The following is a 20,934-nucleotide window of genomic DNA, read 5'->3' as shown; positions in this document are numbered from 1 at the left end:
TCCGATCCAGGGCTGGAAAGGCTGGCGGCATCGCGGCCATATTGGCGCCTTCGATGTCGGCATTGTGGTTGTCACGACGTGCCGCCCGGCGTATCAGGCGGGCCTTCCTTTGCCTTTGATATCGGCGAGCCGCCCCGTGCTTTCCAGAAACCAACCCCAAGTCTACGCCCGCCGGCTGCGCGCGGTGCTTCTGAGGTCAATCCCTCTGCTGGAGGCGCGCGGCATTGCCGTGGTCATCCTGGCGGGCGTTGTCGGCGTCATGGCAGGCATGCTGGTCACCGCGATGAGCCAGATCGTGCAGGATCTGCACGGGCTTCTTTTCGGTGTCCAGCCCGGCGGCCGGCTGTCCGGCATGTTCTCACTTGCCGATCCGATGCAGGCACTGATCCCGGCGATCGGCGGCATCCTGCTCGGGATATCGGTGGTCTGGCTCAGGCTTCGGAAATTCCGCACGCCGGTCGACCCGATCGAGGCCAACGCGCTCTATGGCGGGCGCATGTCACTGACCGATACCTTCATCATCGTCGTCCAGACGATGATTTCCAGCGGCTTCGGCGCTTCGGTCGGCCTGGAGGCCGGCTATACGCAGGTCGGCTCCGGCGTCGCCTCGCGGCTGGCGCGCGCCTTCCGGTTGCGCCGCAACGATGTCCGCATCCTGGTCGGCTGCGGCGCCGCCGGCGCCATAGCCGCCGCCTTCGATGCGCCGCTGACCGGCGCCTTCTACGGTTTCGAACTGGTCATCGGCATCTACTCGGTCGCCAATGTCGCGCCGGTCATGACCGCGGCGATCTCCGCCTCGCTGACGGCGGAAGTGTTCGGCGGCGTGCCGTTTCCGCTCGAGCTCTCAGGGTTGCCGCAACTCACCGCCAGCCAATATGTGCCGTTCCTGCTGCTCGGCCTGCTTGGCGGGGCGGCCTCGATCGCCATCATGCAACTGGTCACGCTGATCGAACGCGGTTTCAACAGGCTGTCGGTCGATGCCTCGCTGCGCCCCGTCATCGGCGGTGTCCTGGTCGGGCTCCTGGGGCTGATCACGCCGCAGGTCCTGTCCAGCGGCCACGGCGCGCTGCATCGCGAGTTCGCCATGAATTACGGGCTGGCGGTGGTGGCGAGCGTCTTCGTGCTGAAACTGGCGGCGTCGGCCATCTCGCTTGGCTCGGGCTTTCGCGGCGGATTGTTCTTCGCCTCGCTGTTCCTCGGCGCGCTGCTCGGCAAGGCGTTTGCCGGTGTCATGGCGCTCGTCTCGCCGGCCACTGGCATCGACCCCTCCGTCGCCGCCGTCGTCGGCATGACGTCGCTTGCCGTCGGTGTCGTCGGCGGTCCGCTGACCATGACCTTTCTGGCGCTGGAATCGACACGCGACCTGACGCTCACCGGCGTGGTGCTGGCCGCCTCGATCATGGCGGCGATCCTGGTGCGCGAGACCTTCGGCTATTCGTTCTCCACCTGGCGCTTCCACCTGCGCGGCGAGACGATCCGCAGCGCCCACGATGTCGGCTGGATGCGCAGCCTGACCGTCGGCTCGATGATGCGCAAGGATATCAAGACCATCGATGCGTCGACGACGCTGGCCGCCTTCCGCAAGGAATTCCCGCTGGGGTCGGCCCAGCGCGTAATCGCCGTCGATCCGGGGGATGAGTATGTCGGCGTGCTGATCGTGGCCGAACTGCACAGCGATCCTTCCGGAGGCGAGGCGACCGTGCGCGATCTTGCCCAGTACAAGGATGCCGTGCTGGTGCCGAGCATGAACGTGCAGGCCGCCGCCGAGACCTTCCAGCGCGCCGGCGCCGAGGAACTGGCCGTGGTCGAGGATTTCGCCGACCACATCGTGCTCGGTCTGCTGACCGAGGGCCATTTGATGCGGCGCTATGCCGAGGAACTCGAAAAGGCGCGCCGGGACCTGTCGGGGGAGGGATAAAGGCGCGGGCCTGTGGATGGCACTCGGATGAATCGTTACCTGAAGATTGTATATCCCATCTCACCTTTGGGATGCTCCTGTGTCCATTGAAGCACCAGCTGGGTTGGCACTATCAAGCTGATCTGCCCCTTAGGATGATAACAGTTCTTGCCGTGCTTCATGTAGAACGCTCCGTGACCTTTCACGTAAACGCGCCCTCGGGCTGGATTGGTCCCCTCGATTTCAGCAACGTGATAAAGGAGACCGTGGCCTTGCGTGTTTCGGACGACGGCGCTCATACCCAGGAGCGCGGTGCGGTAATAGGCTTCGATCTCGGCTTCAGTCTGATCTATACATGGTGACCTAGGCGTTGGGTGAGCGTTCCGATATTCCTCCAATTCTTTTTTGAAAGCCTCTGGAACTCGACGAAGCCGTGGTAGAGGAAGTTTGGTCATCCTGCGTCCTTCAGGGTTTAGCTTTACGTACTTGCGAAAACTGGGACAGGGTTTCAGAACAAACTTCCTTGGGCTTTCTCGGCCCCCGAAAGCTCGTCAAGCCGAAGTACTCCGAGAAGCTGCCATGTTTGCGGACGCTTCGCTTGGTTTCCCACGGCAAAAGCCATACCCCTTGCAGGGTATTCAACGTTAAATGTACGATTCATCCATTCGAGCACATCTGCTTCAGACTTACCGCTGCGGATACCGTTGTAGAACATTGCATGTGCTTCCCAATCACCATCCACATAGGTGTGCTCAGCCTCATCGTCGCGGAACCTGAACCTGAACTCGTATGGGGTGGGTTCCAACGCCTCCAATTCCCTGTCGAGTAACGATCCTTGACGTGCAGCTTTCGCGTAAGCTTCACGCTCCTCTGCCATCGCAGCGTCGGTTTTTCGTTTCCATTGGAAGTTCGGGTCAATTGGCCGGATCAGTGCCAAAGATTGACCGCGACGTGCGGCTTCGGCGACGGAGGGGAGGATCAGTGGATCAAATGCCCGGGATCGCTCTTTACGCGAAAGCTCGCCAAGTATCTCGATACTCTCCTCATGGACGTGACAGCTTTCCTCCCGCTTGTCTCGGCGAGGTTTGGAATAACGAAATCGAACTTGGTCCCATCGTTTGAAACTAGTTTTGCCGGAAAGGTGTCGAAACCGAATGGGGTAGAGGCGCTTCCATTTCCCGTCGGGCGTTACACCTGCGCAGCAAACAGTCTCACCATACAGCTTGCTAGGCTGCGGCAACGCCTTCACGAGGATGGTAACGCGGCATTCTTGGGGCGTTCCGGACATAGCGTTCGGGGCTGTCTCCATAAAGATCGCAGACCTCGAACTCCGCCGACTCCGTCATGGCCCCCGCGACGATGGACCTATGACAGGTCACCGGATCGCGTTCGAAGCATAGCAGGCACGTAGGCTTTTCCCCCGCCACGACCACTAGCTCCCTGAGGGACGATTGAGCATCGTCAGAATCAAGGTGTGCTGAGTATATAGCACGGAATTTGTCAAAAAATCCCGCGCGGGCGGCGTCCCTTCCGGGTTTTGGATCGCCGAGATCAATGAAGTGCAAATATTCGATGCCCTCTGCTTCGAGCCGAGTCGATAAAGCCTTCTTAGAGAATCCCTTCTTGCGGGAGAGCGCAACCGCGCGGACGTCTGCCAGACGCTCTATGCCCACCGCTTTTAAAGTTGCGACAAACCGTTCAATGTCCGTCCCTTCGTATCCAATCGTGTAAACGACGCTCATTGCGATTCCTCAACCTCGGTGTCTCGAATACTTGCATTTAGAGCTGGCGTCGACCTGAGGCGATCACGCATGGCGTCACAGATTGTTTCACTTGCCCCTGAAGAAAACGTTTCAGATCGTCATAGAACCACTGTCAGTGCTCGATCGGTCCCTTGGCCGGCACCAGAGCCGTGCCGGCTGTCGTCGGGCGCTCGATGACGCGGCGCACGCGCGGCGGCTCGTCGCCCGAGTGCAGCGCCCGCAAGCGTTCGCCGACCATGGCATCGGCATGGGTGATGCGGCCGTTATGCCTGACATATTCGAGCCAGGTCGGCGTGTGGTAATGCTCGATCCAGATCGACGGATTTTCGAGATCGCGCGCCAGCGTCCAGTTGCGGGCGCCGTCACGGCGGCGGATGCGGCCGCGCTCGGCCATGGTGGCGAGGAATTCCGCCTCGTCCTCGCGCCGGATCACATATTCGATCATGATGGCGATCGGGCCGCTGCGCGGCTTGAGGTCGAGCGCGAGGTGCGGTTCCTTGAAGCGGTTGAGTGGGTCGAGGTTGAGCACCTGCTGCTGCGGCAGCGGCAGCACGAGGCCGATGGCGCCGCCGGCCAGCATGGCGATGGCCGCGGCGATCAGCGCCGTCTCGGCGCCATGCGCATCGGCAACGACACCCCAGATCCAGCTGCCCAGCGCGATGCCGCCGAAGGTGGCGGTCTGGTAGACAGACAGGACCCGGCCGACCACCCAGCGCGGTGTCGCCATCTGCACGGTGACGTTGAAATGGGACAGCGCGATCACCCAGCAGGCACCGCCGACCAGCAGGCCGAGCGAGGTCTGCCAGGCATGCTGGCTGATGGCGGCGTTGAAGGCGCAGGCAGCGAAGCCGGCGAAGGCACAGCGCACCATCGTCTCGCTGGAGAGCAACTGCCGCAGCCGCACGCTGATCAGCGCGCCGCCGACGGCACCGATGCCGAAGGCGCCCAGCATGATGCCGTAGGTCAGCGCGTCGCCCTTGACGACGTCGCGCGCCACCAGCGGCAGCAGCGCCAGCACCGCGCCGGCGCTGAAGCCAAAGGCCGCGCCCCTGACCAGCACCTTGCCGATGTTGGGCGACATGGCGACGTAACGCAGGCCGGCGCCCATGGCGGCCCCCAATGACTCGCGCGGCAAGGTCGAGACCGGTAGATCCGGTTTCCAGCGTGCCAGCACGACGATGAGGCCGATATAGCTCACCGCGTTCGCCGCGAAGGCGGCGGCCGCGCCGGCGGCCGCGACGATGATGCCGCCGATCGCCGGGCCGACGCTGCGGGTCAGGTTGAACCCCATGGAATTCAGCGCCACGGCGGCAGGCACCTTGTTGCGCGGAACGATGTCGCCGACGGAGGCCTGCCATGACGGGCTGTTGAGCGCCGTGCCGCTGTCGATCAGGAAGGTAAAGGCCAGCAGCGTCCACGGCGTGATCAGGTCCAGATAGGTGAACGCGGTCAGAAGCACCGAAACGACCAGCATGAAGGTCTGGGCGACCAGCATCACCTTGCGGCGGTCGAAGCTGTCGGCGATGGCGCCGGCGACAAGCGCGAACAGCATGATCGGCAAGGTGGTCGAGGCCTGGACCAGGGCGACCTGATAGGGCGAGGTGGCGATGGTGGTCATCATCCAGGCGGCGCCGACGCCCTGGATCAAGCCGCCGAAATTGGAGACGAGACTTGCGCCCCATACGGCGCGGAAGATGCCGTGCCGGAACGGCGCCAGCGCCGAGACGCTTTCGCTATCCGGCTTTTCGTCAATCATCGGTGGGTTCCTGCCACGGCGCGCTGATCCTTGCGGTGATCCGTTTCCCCGCATGATTTGCCGAAACTATGGCATCGCGGCGCAAAGCGCGAATGCCTTGCGGGGAAGATCATGGTCCAACAAGGGGATAGCGAAGGGCCACACGCCTCTGACGTTTCAGCGCGCCTCGGCGACGGCCGCGTGCAGTGCCTCGGTCAGGTGGCCGGTGGATTGGCCGCCGGCATGGAGACGAAGGAAAAGCTCCATTCCCACCAGCCGAAGCCTCGAGGCCTGATCGCGCCTGGCGAGGTCGATCAGGTCCGCGACCGAAGATGCCGGCCACTTCATCGCATCGCGCAGAAAGCCGCCATGCAACAGGGACTCGGTGCCGGCTGTGAAGTTCGCCGATACCTGGAAACCGTTCTTCCTGGCCCTCACGTTCTGAAGTGGAATGTGTTTTTCCGCGACTTTCTTCAAAAGCCATTTTCCTTGCTTCTGGCGGTATTTGTGTCGCCGAGGCAGATGGATCGCGAAGTCGATCAGCCGGTTCTCGAGGAACGGCACCCTGAGCTCAACCGAGGCCGCCATGCTGAGCCGGTCATGCCGGTTCAGCAGATCCTGCAGATGCGAATACATGTCGTGAAGGCAGCATCCGAGGAAGGCGCGGTCGCCAAGCGGCGTCACCGGCTCGAGCCGGTCGAAAATCTTCGCCTGAAGGAAATTCAATTCCGGCGAAAGCGCCCTGAGCACGACGTTGCGATCCCAGGCATGGCCACCCGCGATCGATGTGCGGAACGGGGCATGACGCTGGCGCTCGAATTTGCGGGTCAGGCTTCGCTTCGAAAGAAACAGCCGCCTCGGCCAGGACCAGGGCCGCCACAATTTCAGGCTGGCTTCCTGCCAGTCGTAGCCGCCAAAGAGTTCGTCGGCGCCTTCACCGGTCAGCAGCACCTTGATGCCATCGGCCCGGCACTGCTCGGCGAGCGCGAGCAGGCAGACATGGCTTGCATGCCAACCGTCGCTTTCCAGATGCCAGATGGTCTTCGGCCATAGGTCGAGGAACCGGTCCTTGTCGACCGGCACCCTGTTCAGCGGCACATGGGCTTGGCTGGCGGTGCGCTCGGCGTCATCGGCTTCGCTGTGGCCAATGCCGGGATCGACGACATAGGCCGTCATCTCCGGCCTGAACCGTTTGGCCAGCGTGGTGACGAGACCAGAATCGACACCGCCGCTGCAGGCCGCGGCCAAGCTGGTATCGGCGATGCAATGGAGCTCGACGCTGTCCTTGATCAGCGCTTCCAGCGTTGCCATGTGCTCGGCGTCGCTGGCCGTATCGCCAACGATGCGGGCGGGGTCGAGCGCATCGAGGACATGCCAGAAACAGCGCTTCTCAATGCCGGCATCGTTGATCTTCCACAGGCCTGCCGGCGGCAGCCGCTCTATGCCCTGGAACAGGCTGGAACAGGAGTCACGGCTCTGCCAGGCAAGGCGCAAGGTGATCTCGCGCGCATCCACGCTCCGTGCAACGCCATCGCAGGCCAGGATCGCCTTGTCCTCGGAGGCGAACAGGATTCGCTCGCCCGTCTCGGCCACCGACATCGGCTTGATGCCGAGACGATCGCGCGCGAGCCACAGGGCGCCGGCACGCGCGTCGAAATAGGCGATGGCGAACATGCCGTCGAACATCGGGATCGCCTTGTCCGGCCCCCAGTGATGCAGCGCTTCGAGAACCACCTCTGTATCCGAGACCGTCCGGAACCGCCTGCCATCAGCCTCCAGCGCGTCCCGCAGTGAGCGATAATTGTAGACCTCGCCATTGTAGACCAGCACGCCCTTGCCACAGGCCGTGAGCATGGGCTCGCGCGCCTGCGCGGACAGATCGATGATCGACAGCCGCCGGTGACCGAGCGCCAGCCGGCCGTCGTTCCAGCTGGCATGGTCGTCGGGCCCGCGATGGCCCAGCGCCTGCATCATGCGGGTGACGTCGGCGATGTCGCCGCCGCTGATCGGACCGCGTTTGCGCCAGACGCCGGCTATGCCGCACATGGCGTGCCGGCCGGTCTGGGCTGGTCCGGGGTTCTGCGAGAAGCCATTGGGACAAAACGATCGCCTGGCCGGGAGTGGCCAACACGGCAATCTAGCCGGAACCGGGTCAACCGCAAGCGGGCCACCGCTTTCAGGGCATTCCGAATGGAAGCCGCACCGTCCCGGAAGGTTCTAGATCAGAAACCGTTCTGGATGCGCTCGAAGATGACATTGGTGAAGGCCGATATCTGGCCGCCGATGAAGGGGCCCGTAAGCGCCACCACCAGCATGATGGCAACGATCTTGGGCACGAAGGTCAAGGTGATCTCCTGGACCTGCGTCAGCGCCTGGATGAGCGCGATGCCGATGCCGACCGCCATTGCGACCAGCACCACCGGCGCGGAGGCGGTCAGCACCGTCCACACCGCATACTGGACGATGTCGAGAGCGTCGGCCTCATTCATGTGGCGGTTGGCCTAGCTCGCCGGCTTGATCGATACGCCCGCGCCGACGGGGACCGTGGTGCCATCCTGCAGCACCGCGATCAGTCCGTTGCTGCCAAGCGTCACCGACGCCACCGTGCCCGTGGTCTTGCCATCGGCCGAGGTGATGTTGCGGCCTATGAGAGCGTCGGCCTGCGACAGCGCCGACGACTGCATGATCTGGTCGAGCTTGGTGTTGGTCTGCACCGACTGCTCGACCTGCGAGAAGGTGGCGAGCTGGGCGACGTACTGCGTCGAATCCATCGGCTTGGTCGGATCCTGGTTCTTCATCTCGGCGATCAGAAGTTTCAGGAACGAGTTGTAGTCGACAGCGGTCTTGGCGGTCTGCGTGGTGGTCTGGTTGGCGCCAACCGGTATCGAAGTCGTCATGTCCACGGTCATTGGTATCGTGCTCCCACGGCCAGCGGGCGCGCGGCGCCCGGAACGTCGTCATTGCCGCCAAGCGCGCGGCGTTCGAGAGGATAAAGCGAACGGATCGCCTTCAAGGCCTCGTAGATGTGATCCTCGCCGACCATGCGGTCGACCTGTTTCAGCGCGTTGCCGATCTCGGCGTCTTCGAAGCTTGCAATGAGCAGCGGCAGCGAGTGGCGGAACATCTCGCGCGCTTCATCGGCACCAGCGGGATTCATCAGCATGACCTGCACGATGAAATAGAGCTGCCGCAAAGGCGTCGACGCCTCGTCGGCCTGGATCACGTGGCTCTCGAGCAGGAACTGCACGTCGTTCATCAGCTCGACGGTGACCTTGCGGTCGACGCGGATGACCGCACCGTTGATGTAGATCTTCTCGTTGGGCTTCAGTGATATCTTCAGCGTGTTGGTCATTGAATGCCGTCGCGGATGATCTGGGATACTTCGATCAGCCCCTCGAAATTGTCGGTGCGGCCCTGGCGGATGTCCTCCGCCTCGCGCAGCAGCCACAGGCCGATGGAAATCAGGTTGGCGCGCAATTCCTTGGGGAGCGCATTGTCGCTGGAGCCAAGGTCTTCGACGAAGACGGTCCAGACGCGATTGGTGAAATTCAGTGCCTCCACGGCCTCCATCGAATCCCGGCCGGCCGCCGCCGCGGCCGACAGCATGTCGATCGAGCGGGTCAGCAGCTCGCGCTCGCGGTCCTTGGCGTCCGTGACGGAGGTGCTTTGGACGTCGGCGTAGGAGAATTGGTACATCGTTGGCTCTAACGTTCCGGTTCAGAGTGCTTTCAGGTCAGGTAATTCAACAGGCTGAGCTGCTGCAGGCGCGCCGTCAGAGCAAAGGACGTCTCGATATGCTGCGTCAGGTCGGCGACGCGGGTCGCGGCTTCCGCCGGATCGACTGCTTCGAGATCCAGAATGTGCCGTTCGAACAGGTCGATCTGCGTTTTCATACGGTCGCTGGCGTCGGACACGCGCTTCTGGACGATACCGGTCTGGGATTGGTCCTGCGCGATGCCGCTCAGCGCCTCGCCGACCAGTTTCTGCGAGTGGTCGATGATGCTGTCCTTTGCCGCCTGGCTGATATTGGTGGACATCAGGCTGGAGACCATGGCCGCCGCCATGGCGAGCTTCCTGATGCCGTCGTTGTTGGCGCCGGTCGAGGTCTCGGTTGTTTCGTTGAGCGCGATGCGGCTGACGATCTGCTGGTCGGTGGCATTCGACATGTTGGTCTGCCAGCCCGCGCCGAGGAACTGCGGCGTGACATAGTTGGTGATGAAATCGTCCATCTGGGCCGCGGTGATGTTGGCCGCGAGCGGGTCAGCGGGCGTGAAGCCGAATTTGGCGACGAAGGAGGCGTCGAAGGCAGCCTTGGCGGGAGAGCCGGCGGCGGTGAAATCGTTGATCGGCTTGACGTCGGTGTTGGTGCCAGCGAACAGATATTCGCCGTTGACGCTCGTGTTGAGGATCGACGTAAGCTGCTGGATAGTTGTCTGGCCGGTCGATTGGGTCAGGCTGTCTGAGTTGTCGCCCGACGATGCGGTGGTCAGGCTGGACAGGAAAGTCTGCGCGACGTTGGAGAGCTGGCCGAGCGAGGTCTGGGTCGACGAGAGCCGGGCGGCCACCAGTCCGTTGGAATCGACAATGACGTTGAGCCGGTCGAGGTCGCGCGAAAAGGTAACGGACTGGGCGGTACGTCCACCAAGTGCTAGACCGACATCGGCGACCTTGCCGGTCGAAGACTCCTTCGTGGCTTTGACGAGATCGGCTTGCATGCGCATCTGCTGATAGCGCATGGCATTCGTAAGGGCAGCAGAGGAGACGAAGGTCATGGCTTATCCCACCGCGTTCAACAGCGCCGTCATCATGTCGTCGACGGTCTTCATCATCCGGGCGGATGCCTGATAGGTGTGCTCGAGATCGAGCATCAGCGACATCTCCTGATCGACATTGACGCCGGTTGCGTTGGACAAGGCATCGGCACTGCGCTGTGCCAGGGCTTCCTTGGCGTCGGCTGCGGTCGAAGCCTGCTGACGAATGCCCTGCAACCAGCCGATCGAATTGGCGGCGTAGTCGGCAACGCTGGAGGTTGCCGAAATCCCGGCCGAGGGATCGAACGTCATCGGCTTGTCGAGCTGGTCGCCATAGGCGACCAGAAGATTGGAGTATGAAGCTCCGCCAGTGGTGTTGGCGACGTAGGCGGCGCCGTTGGCGCCCCCATCGCGCAGCAATGTCGGGTTGCCGCCGGCGCTGGGGTCCATCGCGGCATTGATCTTGATCGTTCCAGCAAGGCCATCGACGAGCGTGCCTGCGGCTGGCACCGCCGGTGCGCCCGGCCAGGTGAACAGGCCGGCCGCGTTGGGCATGGACGGTGCGGTTTCGGCAAAGGCGGTGATCAGGCCGCGCGCGGTTTCGTCGAGCTGGCCCTGCATTGTCGAGGCGACGCCGTCACGCAATTGCAGCAGGCCGGCAATCGTGCCGCTGGCGGTGGTGTTGCCGCCGCTGCCCGCCGAGACCGGTACGTTGTCGATATAGACGGTGTTGCCGGCCGCACCCGCGGCATAGCCCGAAGATGGGGCGAAGCTGACGGTGCGTGGGATCGTCTCGAACAATGTCGTGCCGTCACCCGTGGTGATGACCATGTCATTGTCGCCACGCGTGAAGGTCGATACCGGAATGTAATTGGCGATCTTCTTCAACAATGCGTCGCGTTGGTCTAGCGCATCGGAAACGTCGGTGCCGGAACGGGTTCCGGACATGACCGCCGTGTTGGCATCCTGGAACTGGTTGAGCAGCGAGTTGAGATCTTTGACGGCGATATCGATCTGGCCGTCGGTTTGGGTACGAAAGTCCTGAATGGCCTTGGAGCCTTCATTCAGGGACCGCACGACCTGTTTGGCCGCGTCGATGACGCTCGCGCCAAGATTCTGGTTGGACGGCGAGGTCGCGTATAGTTGCAGCGCCTGCTGCAGGTTGCCGATCGCAGTCGAAGGTGAGGAGGCGTTGTCTACGCCATTCACTGAAACGTCGAGCTGATCCATGCCGCTGTAAAGCGCGCTCTGGCCGGCGTAGGCGGACAGGGCGCCGAGGTTCTGGCGAAACAGCAGGTCGTTGGCTGCACGCTGGACATCAACCGAACGTGCGCCGGGGCTCGTGCTGGTGACGAGCGCGATGCGGCGCGAATAGTTCGGATTGTCTGCGTCTGCCACATTGCGCGTGACGACGCTTGTCTGCCGCGAGGTGGCCAGAAGCGCCGATTGGGCGATGCTCAGTGCGGTGGAAAGCGACATGCTGGTCTTTCACGGGCGGAGCCCGGTTATCTCTTCAGGTTGACAAGGACGTCCATCAGATCGGAACCGGTCTGGAAGACTTTCGAATTGGCGGTGTAGCTGCGCTGGGCCGCGATCATGTCGGTCAATTCCTCGGCGATATCGACGTTGGAATTCTCGAGCGCGCCGGAGATGATCGAGCCGGCCTTGCCTTCATTGGCAAAGCCGACACGGACCGCGCCGGACTCAGTGCCTTGCGCGTAGACGTTGCCAGGCAGCGCCTTGAGCTGGTCGGGGCTCTGCACGTCGGCCAGCGGAATCTTGTAGAGCGGCTTGGAGGTGCCATCCTTGTACTGAGCGTAGATGGTGCCATCCTTGCTGATCTGGATCTTGTCGATGGTGCTCGGCGCATTGCCGTTGACCTGGGCATCGGAAACGGTGAATCCGGTCCCGAGCTGGGTCAGCTTCGACAAGTCGAGATTGAGGCTGGCGCCACCCGGCACGGTGAATGAAATGCCTGTGGGTGTGCCGGTCAGCTTGCCCGTCGTGGTATCGAAGGTCAGGTTGGCTGAGCCGAGCGCGCCGCCGACGGCGTAGGGAAAACCGGTTCCGGGCGTTGCCTTCGACTGATCGAAGACTGCTACCTCCCAGGTGCCGGTGCCGGTGTTGGTGAAATAGACGTCAAGCAGCTTCTTGTTGCCGAGATTGTCATAGGCGACCATCGACGTTTTCTGAGTGTACTGTGCGGTGGCGGCGTTGGCGCTGGGCAGGTTGGCGGCAGCGACCGGTGTCGCGCCCGCCGGCAGATTGCCGCTGAAATTACCCTCGGTGCTCGGTGTCGCGGTCAGTCCCTGGTCGGAGATGACGACCGGCTCGAGACCTTCGAAGCCGTTCACCGTCGCTGCCGGCGTGCCGTTGGCGTAGCTGTAGGCCATCAGCTGGAAGCCGGCGGCATTGACCAGCCGGCCCTGTGCGTCGGGCACGAAGGCGCCGGCGCGGGTCAGGAAAGGCGTGCCGCTGGGATCCTGGACGACGAAGAAGCCATCGCCGCTGACGGCAAGGTCGGAAACCGATGTCGTGTATTGAAGCACGCCCGGATCGCTGACCGCCTGGCGGATCGTCGTGGTGACGCCGCCGGAATTATAGGCGCCGCCGGTCGACGGCATGATCAGCGTCGAAAATTCGGCCGAGGACCGCTTGTAGCCGGTGGTGTCGGAGTTGGCGATGTTGTCGGCTGTCGTCGACAGGCGGTTTGCCTGTGCGTTCATGCCGGAAACGCCGGTCCGCATCATTCCGTAGAGGCTCATCGAGATGTCTCCGCAATATCCATGCCACTGGCTTCGAGGCTACGCGTCCTGTCTTGCGCGAGGCTGGCGCGGCGCCGCATCAGAACACGAGCCGGTAGCCGAGGAAGCGCTTGGAATCGATAGGGTCGGTGCCCAGCTTCTCGCGCAGTTTCTTGCGCAACTTGCTGATGTGGCTCTCCACCACGTTCTCCTCGACCTCTTCGTCGAAGATGCCGTAGATGGCGTTGAACACCTGGGTCTTGGTGACGCGGCGGCCGCGGTTGCTCGCCAGATATTCCAGGATACGGCGCTCGCGGCGCGGCAAGGGCAAAGGCTGGCCGTCGATCTCGGGATCGCGGCCGTCCATGAAGATGCGCATGGCGCCGATCTCGGTATAGGCGACGTCTTCGCTGGCGCGTCGGCGGATGGCGGTGATGCGGGCCAGGATTTCACGGATGTGCACCGGCTTGCGGATGACGTCGTCGACGCCGCTCTCGAACAACCGCAGCGTGTTTTCCAGCGAATGCTGCTCGCTGAGCGCAATGACCGGAGCCCCGGTGCGGTCGCGGATCTGGCGCGGCGAGATCGCGCCGTCACGGCAGTCGCCGATCAGGAAGGCCCGGACCGAGCGCAGATCGGTGTCGGCGGCCGAGTTGACCCACTCGCCGAATTCGCCCGGTGCGAAACCGGCGCAGGCGATCCCCTCGCGGTCGAAAAGTGAATTGTAGCCCTCTGTCACGAGCTCTCGCTCGTCAACGATAACGATCATCGGCCCCGCCTCCGAATCAGCACATTTGCCCCGTGGGGAAAGGCGTATCCGCTGCCGGGAATCCTGAACAACCGTCATTTCTTATAACTAGTTTCTTGGGAGTCTGGAATCGGATCGGTTGCATTAGCGTGCAGCCAGATATGCTTGCGGGTGCAAGTCTTGACCAAGTCGTGCCGAACCGCTCCGCAGTCGGGGATTGATGTATTAGAAGCAGAAAATGCGCTTACGGGTTGCAGAAGGTGCGCGCGTTCGTGGTCCATTTGCCAAAGCCGGTGGCAACCATGTTGGCGATCACCCTGCAGACATAGACCTTCTGCGCCGGGTCGTTGTCGGGACCGGCATGATAGCGGGCGACGGCCATCGACCAGGTCTCGTGGCGGGCATGGAGGCTGGCCAGGAAGCGCGCCGCGTAGTCGACGTTCTGGCGTGGGTCGAGCATGTCCTCGACGCTGCGGAAATGCGAGGCGTGGTAGTGATGGTTGATCTGCATGCAGCCGAGATCGATCAGCGTCTTGCCCTCGCGCTGGGCGTTGGCGAAGGCGGCAAGCGCTTCGGTTCGGCTTCTCGGAAAGACTGCTTTTCCTTCTATATTCAATGCGTTGGGCTGAAGACTGCCCTTGTTGCCGGTTTCCGTCAACCCGACGGCATAGAGGATGCCGGCGGGCACGCCATAGCGGTCGGCGGCACGCAGGATCTCGGGTTCGCAGGGATTGGTGGCGGCGCCGGCGCTGCTCGCGAGGCTAGATAAATATATCGCCGCCAGCGCGCTCGCGAGAAGGCGAAGCGACGCGGCCGTGTGTTTGCGCATCATCATGGCTACCCCTTGCGGAATGCTGACCCGACTGCTGGCCACCGGCCCCATTATTGCCGCCGCCGGAGTTTCCGGGCTGGAAGGATGATGGATCGCGGCCGGGTGCCGCGCTCACGGAGGCGGTTGTATCCGTCCGGATTGTGGAGGTGACTGCAATCGATGGTTGCAAGATGGTCACCTTGTCAACCTCGAAACCGAGCCCGCGCAGCGACTTGACGATCGCTTCGCTGTCGCTGGAAAGCCGGCGATAGGCATCGTGTGTTTCGGGCTTCAACTCAATCGACAGTTGTTCTCCGGAGAGCCGAAGATGGGCCGTGACCATGCCCAGTTCGGCCGGGTGAAGTTCGATCTTCAAGACATGTGTCGGAACGGCAACAGAGCCCGTCAGCTGAGCGGTCGCGGACGCCGTGGCGAGCGCCTGGTTCGGGCCGCCGTCGGCTGAAATGGCGCCGATCACGTTGAGGGCCGCCTGGCTCATCGGGGCCTGCGGCGGCGCGGGGAAGCTGCGCTCGGAAACGACGTCGATGCGTGCCGCCGCCGACTGCTGTTTTCCTGGTTCGGACCGCAATGAAGACTGAAGGTCGGCGATGGATTTAAGCTGCGGCGCCGCCTGCTTCGTCTCGACGCCCGGCACCTCCGCGGATGTCTCGGGCAGGGGGCCGGCCTCGATCGTATTGTCGTGTCTTGGCGCGCCGGCGGCATCGCGGACGAGCTGACCGTCGAGTTTGGTCAACGGCCCGTCGACGAGCGACACCCGCTCAGGCTTGGACATGGGGTCGAGACCGTCACTCGGGGCGGCGGATTTCTGCCGATAGGCCTTCGTGGGAAGCTGTCCAACGACAGCCGCGTCCTGTCCTGTTTCGCTCGCGCTCGAGTCGGCCGACTTGGCTGATGTCGAGAAATGGCGCAGGTCATGAAACGCCATCAGCAGCGGCAGATGCTCGTCGAGCGCGGCTGCACCCGGTTCGATGGCCGACGCGTCGGCATCGGCATCCTTGTCCGTCCCGGTGTCCTTGCCGTCCTTCATGGATTTCGCGGCAGATGATCCACTCGGCGTGGTCCTTGCCTTGCCTGCGGGCATCGGCTCATCCTCGCCAGTCTTCGCCGCAAGGTCTGCCGCAAGCCTGCTCCAGCGCGGATCGCGAGAGCCGGCCTCGGCCGGTGGCTGCTTTTCCGAATTGGCAGGGCTCGCGCCGCCGTGCACCATCTTGCCGAAACCGGTGTCGTCCTTCTTTCCAGGCGCGGCCTGCTGCTCGGCCGTGCGCGCGGCGGTAAATCCTGGCAGGGCCGGGCCGAGGCTGGGGGTCATTTTGGGGCGGCTCCAAGCATCTGGTCGATCAGGTCGAGCTGTCGACGGGTTTTTGTCATGGCGGCGTCGGTCGGGTCTGTCGTGTCGGCGCTGGCCGAAGTCGCCGGCGCCGATGCCGGCAGGGCGGTTGCCGCGTCGGTTGCCGGCGCGGATGCGTTCGGCGCAGCAGGCGCGGCGGCCAGGGATGGCGCCACGGCCGGCCGTTCGGAGACGGCGCCCTCGACGGGGGGCAATCCGGCGGCATCAGTGGTCGGCACCGCCGCAGCCTCCGGTTCGGGTGCCGGCACCACTGGTGCGGGCGCCGGGTTTGCGGCCGCAAGTGAGGCAGGCGGCGCCACCACTTCGCCGGCGATGGCCTGGGCCGCGTCGAGCAAGGCGCGGTCGCTGTCCGACAATTTGCCGCGGTCGATCTTGCCCAGTTTGGCGCGCACGTCCTCGATGGTATCGGAGGTCACCGTGGACAGGCTGGAATAGAGCAGGGCGCGCGGATCGCCCTGATTGGTGTTGCCGTCGCGACCCTGTTCGGCCCGTGCCGAGGCGAAGGCCGATAAGTCGCTCATGCCGTCGATCGCGGCGCGGCGGGCGATGCGCAGATAGATCACCTTCTCGCGCTCGGGATCCATCATCGAGGTGATGTCGGCAAGCTTGTCCTGGCTGATCGACATGTGCAGTGCGATGACGCCGGAGACGAAGGAGTCGGCGAACTGGCTGGCGTAAGGCGAATAGAGATAGCGCTCGACATATTGGGTCGAGGCAAGCGCGAACCGTGCCGCGTCGCCTTGCGTCACCGCAATGCCGACCGAGCGCCGCAAAGCCGCTTCCTCGACCAGAGTGCCGGGGCTGAGCAGCTTGGCCTCATCGAGCAGCATCAGCGCGGCGGCCGGCTGGTCCGTGGCGAGCAGTGACCCTTTGACCAAAGCGAGGAACGCGCCGAGATCGCTTGGCTGGGTCATCGGGTCGATCGGCCTCAAGGCTTCGATCGCCTCGCCGGGCCGGCCGTTCAGATAGCCGATCACGCCTTTGGCGATGGCAAGGTTCCGCGGATCGGAGGCGGCGCGCGATACGGCCGCCTCGACGGTCACCGGATTGCCGCCGCTCATGCCGTAGACCAGCAGCGCGCGAAAATTCTTGGGGTCCTTGAAATCCTCGGCATCCGCGGCGCGCAACCGGGCATCGGTCATCTCGAGCAATTTGGCCTGCATCGGCATCGCGGCATGATCGCCGGCCGCGATACGGTCCTGGACGAGCTGCAACGAGCGCACCAGCTGATAGGGCTGCAGCGTATCCTGGGCGAGGCCCGCCGACGGACATGCCGCGGCCAGCAGCAACAGGCCTGTCAGGCGGCTGGTCAGCGCCGCCCGCTTCATCCGCCGGTCGCCATCAGGATCTCGATGCGGCGGTTGGCCGCCGACATCGGGTCCGCCGGATCCTTGGGCTGGCGATCCGCGAAACCGGCAACCTCGGTGATACGGCGTTCATCGACGCCACCACGCACGAGCATGTAATAGGCCGAATGCGCGCGCGCCGTCGACAGCCGCCAATTGTCGTAGCTGTCGCTGCGGAAAGGGCGCGCATCGGTGTGGCCGTTGATGCTGATGGTGCCCTTCTGGCTGTTGACGATGCGGCCGATCTTTTCCATCGCCAGCACCAGTTCACGGCTCGGCACCGCCGATCCGACCTCGAACATGCCGAAGTCGAGCTGATCGGTGATGGAGATGACGACACCCTTGTCAGTGGCTTCGACCGAGACACCGTCATGCAGCTTGTCGCCGGGCTTGAAGGCATCGGCGAGCTGCTGCTTGACGTCGGCAGCCGCCTTCACCGCGGCGGCGGTCGGAGCCCTGTCCGCCGCCTCGGGCTTTGCGGCCTCCTGCTTCGCGACGGCCGTGCCCGCCTTGGCCGTATCCGCGGCCTTGCTGTCTCCAGCCTTGGCGTTGCCCGCCTTGGCATCCCCGGCCTTGGCATCCCCGGCCTTGGCATCCCCGACCTTGGCATCCCCGGCTTTCACATCGCCGGCCTTGGCCATTGCCGCGGCGGCATCCTTGGCATCCCCGGCCAGGGGTTCCAGCGGTGCGTCCTGGACCGGCGGTGCCGGCTGCACGGCCTTGACCTTGGCGATCTGCGTCTCGGCAGCCTTGTCGCCGGGCTTGAGCGGGTCGCCCTCGACCCTGGGGCGCTGGGCACTCGCCTCGGCGCCGGGCGCGGCAACCTGCTGCGACCAGAAGTCAGGCTCGAAGGGATCGCGGTAGGACGCGCCGCCCGAGGCGCCGGTCGCCGGGCCGGAATTCTGCGCGCCGCCATCGCCCTTCTGGCTGACATTCTGCATGACGCCGGTATCAGTGGCGATCTCTGACAGCACCGCATAGGGGTCGGCGAAGAGATGCTCGTCGGACTGTTGCGACTGCTGCGCCTCCTGCTTGTTCTGCTTACGGTTGGATGAGCCCGCTGCGCCGATGCCGTCCTGTCCGGCCTTGGTTGTCGCTTCCTGCGGGTCGTCGGCCGTCAGCCCGACCGCGCGCGGTCCGTTGCCGAGATCCTCGAGGCCCTTGCGGCTCGACTCACGGTCGACCAGCTTGACGGGGTTGAAGTAGCTGGCGACGGCCGCCTTGGTCTGCTCGTTGGCGGCATTGATCAGCCACATGACCAGGAAGAAGCACATCATCGCGGTCATGAAGTCGGCGAAGGCGATCTTCCAGACGCCGCCATGATGACCTTCGTCGTGGTCGTCATGCCCGCGCCGCACGATGATGATCTCGTGCCTGCCGTGATCGGCATCGGCGACGCTCATGACAGGACCTCGGAAAGGGTTGCCGACCATTCGGCCATGCGCGTCTCGAACACGGCCTCGTCGATGGTGACCGTCAGGTCGAAGCCGGGCGCCTCGATGAAGTCGAGATTTTCGGCGCGCGGCCCAAGCGATGCCTTCAGCGTTTCGAACAGCGAGAGTGGCCCGCGGACGGCGATGCGCACGGCTTCGCCATCGCGAACGGCTTCGCGGATCGCGCCGGCGAGCGCTTCAAGCGAGCGCTTGCGCAGATCGTCGCTGACAACGCCGCCGATGACGCGGGCGACCGTGGCGCCGACAAGATCCGTCACGCGCGCCTCCATGGCGTCGAGCCGCGACGAAACCGCCTTACCGACATCGCCACCGAAGCTGTCGAGAAACGCCCTCGCTTCCTCGGCATTTGCCTGGCGTTCCGCTTCCAGCGCTGCTTGATGGGTCGCGGCAAGCCGTTCGCCGAGCGCCGCCTCCGCCTGGGCAACCGCCTCGGCGATCAGCGTGCCGATATCGGCCGGCGGTGCCGCCGCCTCGGGCATGTGCTCGGCGGCGGGCTGGGGCTGGCTGGCGCGTTGCGCGCGCGCGCCGAAGTCCGGAAGAAGATCGAAGAGGGCTGCGGAGGGCATGGTCTACGCCGCGACTTCCTGGGCCGCCCATTTGCGCAGGATCTGCGCGGTGCGTTCCTCGTTGATGTCGACCATGCGGGCAAGCCGCTCCTGCGGGGCCGGCCTGATCTTCTGGCGCAAATCGTCGAGCGGGGTGGCGCCGGCACGCGTGCCGGGCAAGGCGCCGACGGCGGCACCCGCATCGGCGGAAGCGGCTGCCTCCGGGGTCGGCAGAGAGCGTTGGACTTCATCGAAATTGGGGCCTGCTATGGCGGGCGTCGCCTTGGCCGTCAGCGCGGCCGCCATCGGCCGCAAGCCGAAGAAGGCGACCAGGAACACCACGACAATGAAGGCGCCGGCATTGATCAACGTGCCGGCATGCTGGCCGATGGAATCGAGCATTCCCCCCTGCGGGATCGCCTCGCCGTCCAGCCCGTCGATGAACTCGACCGCCGAGACGTCGATGACGTCGCCACGCTTGTCGTCGAAGCCGGTGGCGGAACTCACCATCTTCTGGATTTCGGCGACGCGCTTGGCGATCTGGTCGGGCGTCGCGTCCTTGCCCAGGATCGCCTTCAGCCGGTCCTGGTTGACGACGACTGCGATCGACATCTTGGTGACGCTGTAGCCATTGGAGACGGTGGCGATCTTCTTGGAGTTGATCTCGTAATTGGTGATTTCCTCCTTGCGGTCGTTCGCCGAGGAGGTCTGCGGACCCTCGGTGCTGGTCGCCTGGGTCTCGGGCAGGTTCTGCTCGACGCTGGCCGGGGTGGAGGCCTGTTTCTGATTGCTGTTCTCGTTGGCGCGCACCGACTGCACCGAGCGTTCGACGCGGGACTCCGGATCGAAGATCGTCTCTTCGGTCTGGCGGGTGTCGGTGTTGACGTCGGCCTTGACGCTGGCGCGGAAATTGTCAGGCCCGAGATAGGGCGTCAGCGCGCGGCGGATGTTGTCGCCGATCTGCGCCTCCACGGTCTGCTCGACGCCGAGTGTGCGGGCGGCGCTGGTGTTGGAGGGATCATCGCCCGCGGCCAGCAGATTGCCGTTGGAATCGAGCACCGTCACCTTGTCGGCCGACAGGCCAGGGACGGCGGCGGCGACGAGGTGGCGGATCGACATGGCGCTCTTCTCCGCGTCGATGCCGGAGTAGCGAATGACGACCGAGGCGGATGGCTGCTGTTCATCGCGGCGGAAATTGGCGCGCTCGGACATGACGATGTGGACGCGTGCCGCCTTGATGCCGGCGATGGACTGGATGGTGCGGGCGATCTCGCCTTCGAGCGCACGCACGCGGGTAATCTGCTGCATGAAGGAGGTGAGGCCCATCGCGCCGACATTGTCGAACAGCTCGTAGCCGGCATTGGCGCTGGTCGGCAGGCCCTTCTCGGCAAGCAGCATGCGGGCCTGCGCCGTGGTGCCGGCCGGCACCAGCACGGAGGTTCCGTCGGAGCCGACGTCGAAGCCGATGCCAGCCTCGCCCAGCACGAGGCCGATCTGGTTCACGTCGGAGCGGTCGAGCCCGACATAGAGCGTGTCATAGGCCGGGCGGTTGAGGTAGACCGAGGCAATGCCGATGACGCCCATCACCAGGACAGCGATGCCCGCCAGCATGGCGAGGCGCCTGACGCCAAAGCCGCGGAGATTCGAGATGATGCTCTGGATCTGTTGCGGCACGGTTGAGCGACTCCCAGCATGACTGTCCGCCGGAACACTAAGCCTCGAAGCTTGTGCGAAAATGAAATCGGGCCGCGCTTGCGGCGCGGCCCGTGAA

General features: G+C 64.1%; 19 protein-coding genes. 1 reads left to right on the top strand and 18 read right to left on the bottom strand.

The annotated features are described in order from the left end of the window. Positions 1-136: 136 nt before the first annotated feature. Positions 137-1,918 carry a chloride channel protein gene (locus EN861_RS22115; RefSeq protein WP_135865577.1) on the top strand — a complete coding sequence of 594 codons (1,782 nt, stop codon included), beginning with the start codon at positions 137-139 and terminating at the stop codon, positions 1,916-1,918. A 487-nt stretch (positions 1,919-2,405) separates the two neighbouring features. Here the strand turns inward: EN861_RS22115 and EN861_RS22105 are convergent, their stop codons facing one another. From EN861_RS22105 to fliF, 18 genes are all read right to left on the bottom strand, one after another. Next, positions 2,406-3,185, bottom strand: a complete 780-nt coding sequence (locus EN861_RS22105; RefSeq protein ID WP_245512083.1) for a hypothetical protein — start codon at positions 3,183-3,185, stop codon at positions 2,406-2,408. Beyond that, positions 3,124-3,639 (bottom strand): DUF488 domain-containing protein, encoded by a 516-nt coding sequence (locus EN861_RS22100; protein WP_135865575.1) that lies wholly within the window; start codon positions 3,637-3,639, stop codon positions 3,124-3,126. The genes EN861_RS22105 and EN861_RS22100 overlap by 62 nt, the downstream gene beginning before the upstream one ends. Before the next feature lie 133 nt (positions 3,640-3,772). Then, positions 3,773-5,416: an MFS transporter gene (locus tag EN861_RS22095; RefSeq protein WP_135865573.1), complete on the bottom strand. Its 1,644-nt coding sequence runs from the start codon at positions 5,414-5,416 to the stop codon at positions 3,773-3,775. A gap of 156 nt (positions 5,417-5,572) precedes the next feature. Beyond that, positions 5,573-7,441 carry an asparagine synthase (glutamine-hydrolyzing) gene (asnB, locus tag EN861_RS22090; RefSeq protein WP_135865571.1) on the bottom strand — a complete coding sequence of 623 codons (1,869 nt, stop codon included), beginning with the start codon at positions 7,439-7,441 and terminating at the stop codon, positions 5,573-5,575. A 176-nt stretch (positions 7,442-7,617) separates the two neighbouring features. Further along, on the bottom strand, positions 7,618-7,884 hold the full coding sequence (gene fliQ, locus EN861_RS22085; RefSeq protein ID WP_013893193.1) for a flagellar biosynthesis protein FliQ: 267 nt from the start codon (positions 7,882-7,884) through the stop codon (positions 7,618-7,620). A gap of 12 nt (positions 7,885-7,896) precedes the next feature. Then, positions 7,897-8,304: a flagellar hook assembly protein FlgD gene (flgD, locus tag EN861_RS22080; RefSeq protein WP_127280391.1), complete on the bottom strand. Its 408-nt coding sequence runs from the start codon at positions 8,302-8,304 to the stop codon at positions 7,897-7,899. Continuing rightward, positions 8,301-8,747 (bottom strand): flagellar biosynthesis repressor FlbT, encoded by a 447-nt coding sequence (gene flbT / locus EN861_RS22075; protein ID WP_135865569.1) that lies wholly within the window; start codon positions 8,745-8,747, stop codon positions 8,301-8,303. Before flbT ends, flgD begins: the two co-directional genes overlap by 4 nt. Next, positions 8,744-9,091 (bottom strand): flagellar biosynthesis regulator FlaF, encoded by a 348-nt coding sequence (flaF, locus tag EN861_RS22070; RefSeq protein ID WP_127280389.1) that lies wholly within the window; start codon positions 9,089-9,091, stop codon positions 8,744-8,746. The genes flbT and flaF overlap by 4 nt, the downstream gene beginning before the upstream one ends. 32 nt (positions 9,092-9,123) lie before the next feature. Further along, a complete protein-coding gene (locus EN861_RS22065; RefSeq protein WP_135865567.1) occupies positions 9,124-10,167 on the bottom strand; it encodes a flagellar hook-associated family protein in 1,044 nt (347 codons plus the stop codon). A gap of 3 nt (positions 10,168-10,170) precedes the next feature. Next, positions 10,171-11,625 carry a flagellar hook-associated protein FlgK gene (flgK, locus tag EN861_RS22060; protein ID WP_135865565.1) on the bottom strand — a complete coding sequence of 485 codons (1,455 nt, stop codon included), beginning with the start codon at positions 11,623-11,625 and terminating at the stop codon, positions 10,171-10,173. Positions 11,626-11,651: 26 nt separating this feature from the next. Next, positions 11,652-12,911: a flagellar hook protein FlgE gene (locus EN861_RS22055; protein ID WP_127277938.1), complete on the bottom strand. Its 1,260-nt coding sequence runs from the start codon at positions 12,909-12,911 to the stop codon at positions 11,652-11,654. Positions 12,912-12,990: 79 nt separating this feature from the next. Next, a complete protein-coding gene (locus EN861_RS22050) occupies positions 12,991-13,659 on the bottom strand; it encodes a response regulator transcription factor (RefSeq protein WP_015315897.1) in 669 nt (222 codons plus the stop codon). Positions 13,660-13,882: 223 nt separating this feature from the next. Continuing rightward, complete coding sequence (locus EN861_RS22045) at positions 13,883-14,470, bottom strand: transglycosylase SLT domain-containing protein (RefSeq protein ID WP_167531313.1); 588 nt, start codon at positions 14,468-14,470, stop codon at positions 13,883-13,885. Next, a complete protein-coding gene (locus tag EN861_RS22040; RefSeq protein ID WP_127277939.1) occupies positions 14,400-15,779 on the bottom strand; it encodes a flagellar hook-length control protein FliK in 1,380 nt (459 codons plus the stop codon). The genes EN861_RS22045 and EN861_RS22040 overlap by 71 nt, the downstream gene beginning before the upstream one ends. After that, positions 15,776-17,146, bottom strand: coding sequence for a chemotaxis protein MotC (locus EN861_RS22035; RefSeq protein ID WP_127277940.1), 1,371 nt, complete (start codon positions 17,144-17,146; stop codon positions 15,776-15,778). Before EN861_RS22035 ends, EN861_RS22040 begins: the two co-directional genes overlap by 4 nt. Next, positions 17,143-18,567, bottom strand: a complete 1,425-nt coding sequence (locus tag EN861_RS22030) for a MotB family protein (RefSeq protein WP_135865563.1) — start codon at positions 18,565-18,567, stop codon at positions 17,143-17,145. Before EN861_RS22030 ends, EN861_RS22035 begins: the two co-directional genes overlap by 4 nt. After that, entirely contained in the window at positions 18,564-19,184 is a 621-nt protein-coding gene (locus EN861_RS22025; RefSeq protein WP_135865561.1) for a hypothetical protein, read from the bottom strand. The genes EN861_RS22030 and EN861_RS22025 overlap by 4 nt, the downstream gene beginning before the upstream one ends. A gap of 3 nt (positions 19,185-19,187) precedes the next feature. Further along, the gene (gene fliF, locus EN861_RS22020) at positions 19,188-20,837 is read right to left on the bottom strand and encodes a flagellar basal-body MS-ring/collar protein FliF (protein WP_135865559.1); all 1,650 of its coding nucleotides are present in this window, start codon (positions 20,835-20,837) and stop codon (positions 19,188-19,190) included. Positions 20,838-20,934 lie beyond the last annotated feature (97 nt).

The organism is Mesorhizobium sp. M8A.F.Ca.ET.218.01.1.1, assembly GCF_004791165.1.
Classification (GTDB): Bacteria; Pseudomonadota; Alphaproteobacteria; order Rhizobiales; family Rhizobiaceae; genus Mesorhizobium.
Note: the sequence above shows the minus strand (reverse complement) of the source record. Positions and strands in the feature narration are given on the sequence as shown.

Excerpts from the sequence above, each read along its gene's own strand:
- EN861_RS22105 (WP_245512083.1), bottom strand. The coding sequence starts at position 3,185 with ATGTCCGGAACGCCCCAAGAATGCCGCGTTACCATCCTCGTGAAGGCG.
- EN861_RS22100 (WP_135865575.1), bottom strand. The coding sequence starts at position 3,639 with ATGAGCGTCGTTTACACGATTGGATACGAAGGGACGGACATTGAACGG.
- EN861_RS22095 (WP_135865573.1), bottom strand. The coding sequence starts at position 5,416 with ATGATTGACGAAAAGCCGGATAGCGAAAGCGTCTCGGCGCTGGCGCCG.
- asnB (WP_135865571.1), bottom strand. The coding sequence starts at position 7,441 with ATGTGCGGCATAGCCGGCGTCTGGCGCAAACGCGGTCCGATCAGCGGC.
- fliQ (WP_013893193.1), bottom strand. The coding sequence starts at position 7,884 with ATGAATGAGGCCGACGCTCTCGACATCGTCCAGTATGCGGTGTGGACG.
- flgD (WP_127280391.1), bottom strand. The coding sequence starts at position 8,304 with ATGACCGTGGACATGACGACTTCGATACCGGTTGGCGCCAACCAGACC.
- flbT (WP_135865569.1), bottom strand. The coding sequence starts at position 8,747 with ATGACCAACACGCTGAAGATATCACTGAAGCCCAACGAGAAGATCTAC.
- flaF (WP_127280389.1), bottom strand. The coding sequence starts at position 9,091 with ATGTACCAATTCTCCTACGCCGACGTCCAAAGCACCTCCGTCACGGAC.
- EN861_RS22065 (WP_135865567.1), bottom strand. The coding sequence starts at position 10,167 with ATGACCTTCGTCTCCTCTGCTGCCCTTACGAATGCCATGCGCTATCAG.
- flgK (WP_135865565.1), bottom strand. The coding sequence starts at position 11,625 with ATGTCGCTTTCCACCGCACTGAGCATCGCCCAATCGGCGCTTCTGGCC.
- EN861_RS22055 (WP_127277938.1), bottom strand. The coding sequence starts at position 12,911 with ATGAGCCTCTACGGAATGATGCGGACCGGCGTTTCCGGCATGAACGCA.
- EN861_RS22050 (WP_015315897.1), bottom strand. The coding sequence starts at position 13,659 with ATGATCGTTATCGTTGACGAGCGAGAGCTCGTGACAGAGGGCTACAAT.
- EN861_RS22045 (WP_167531313.1), bottom strand. The coding sequence starts at position 14,470 with ATGATGCGCAAACACACGGCCGCGTCGCTTCGCCTTCTCGCGAGCGCG.
- EN861_RS22040 (WP_127277939.1), bottom strand. The coding sequence starts at position 15,779 with ATGACCCCCAGCCTCGGCCCGGCCCTGCCAGGATTTACCGCCGCGCGC.
- EN861_RS22035 (WP_127277940.1), bottom strand. The coding sequence starts at position 17,146 with ATGAAGCGGGCGGCGCTGACCAGCCGCCTGACAGGCCTGTTGCTGCTG.
- EN861_RS22030 (WP_135865563.1), bottom strand. The coding sequence starts at position 18,567 with ATGAGCGTCGCCGATGCCGATCACGGCAGGCACGAGATCATCATCGTG.
- EN861_RS22025 (WP_135865561.1), bottom strand. The coding sequence starts at position 19,184 with ATGCCCTCCGCAGCCCTCTTCGATCTTCTTCCGGACTTCGGCGCGCGC.